We start from the raw sequence: 1072 nt of genomic DNA, 5'->3' as shown, positions 1-1072 counted from the left end.
GTCCCCGAATGGCAGGCAACCCTCGACGCAGTGCAACAACTTGCGAGCATCGGCGTCGACGCCCCCGTCGCGTACTGCGGCACCGCGCTGGGTACCGCCATCGGTGTCGCGCTGACCGCGGCGGACCCCCGGATCTCCGCCGCCGTCTTCGGCCTGCTCGGTCACCGATCCCTGATCGAGGCGGCCGCCTCGATCACCGTCCCCGTCGAGTTCCTGCTCCAGTGGAACGACGAATACGTCGACCGTGACAGCGCGCTCGCCTTGTTCGACGCGTTCGGCTCGGCGGAGAAGACCTTGCACGCCAACCCCGGTGGGCACGGCCAGGTCCCGGCGTTCCAGCTGAACACCACCACCGAATTCCTGACCCGGCACCTGGCCCGAACAGCCTGACACCGGCGTGTCCGGGTCCGGCACGATCAGACCCGGACACGCCGAGTGACCCATATCACTCTTGCGGTTGACCTTGGGTCAACGTGGACGCTCATCTCATGACTTCGAACGCGAACACCACAGCGAGCACAACCACTGCCGCACAGCACTATCCAACCCTGCAGCAGACCATCGAGGAGATCGTCGCCACCGGATTCGTCGGCCTGCACGTGCGAGTCGACGACGAGCAGGGCGTGTGGGTCGGCAGCGCCGGGCGCAGCGAGCTGGGCCAGAGCGCACCACCGCCGATCAACGGGCGCGTCCGGATCGGCAGCAATACCAAGACTTTCGTCGCGACCGTGGTCCTGCAACTGGTAGCCGAGGGCACGATCGCCCTCGACGCTCCCGCCGTCGACTACCTGCCCCGGTTCGAGTTGGATCCGCGCGTCACCGTCCGCATGCTGTTGCAGCACACCAGCGGGATCTTCAACTTCACCGGCGAGTTCTACGAAGACGGGACGAGCGCGCCGGGAGTCGTCGCTTGGGGTGGCAAAGACTGGGTGGACAACCGTTTCCAGACCCACCACACCGACGAGCTGGTGCGGCGGGCATTGGCAAAGCCCGCGCGGTTCGAACCGGGCACGGACTGGAGCTACGCCAACACCAATTACGCGCTCGCCAAGCTGTTGATCGAAGCGGTCAC

The 1072-nt window shown here is 66.3% G+C and carries 1 protein-coding gene and 1 pseudogene; both read left to right on the top strand.

Annotated features, from left to right (window positions below; all coding sequences use genetic code 11):
* A pseudogene (locus ACFWF3_RS21935) lies at nt 1–390 on the top strand (alpha/beta hydrolase); the annotation flags it as partial.
* A gap of 98 nt (nt 391–488) precedes the next feature.
* On the top strand, nt 489–1072 hold a 584-nt coding region (locus ACFWF3_RS21930; RefSeq protein ID WP_379315077.1), incomplete at its 3' end, for a serine hydrolase domain-containing protein.

This window comes from Nocardia sp. NPDC060220 (assembly GCF_042727815.1).
Classification (GTDB): Bacteria; Actinomycetota; Actinomycetes; order Mycobacteriales; family Mycobacteriaceae; genus Nocardia.
The sequence above is the reverse complement of the archived record's forward strand: the minus strand, read 5'-3'. Positions and strand labels throughout refer to the sequence as shown.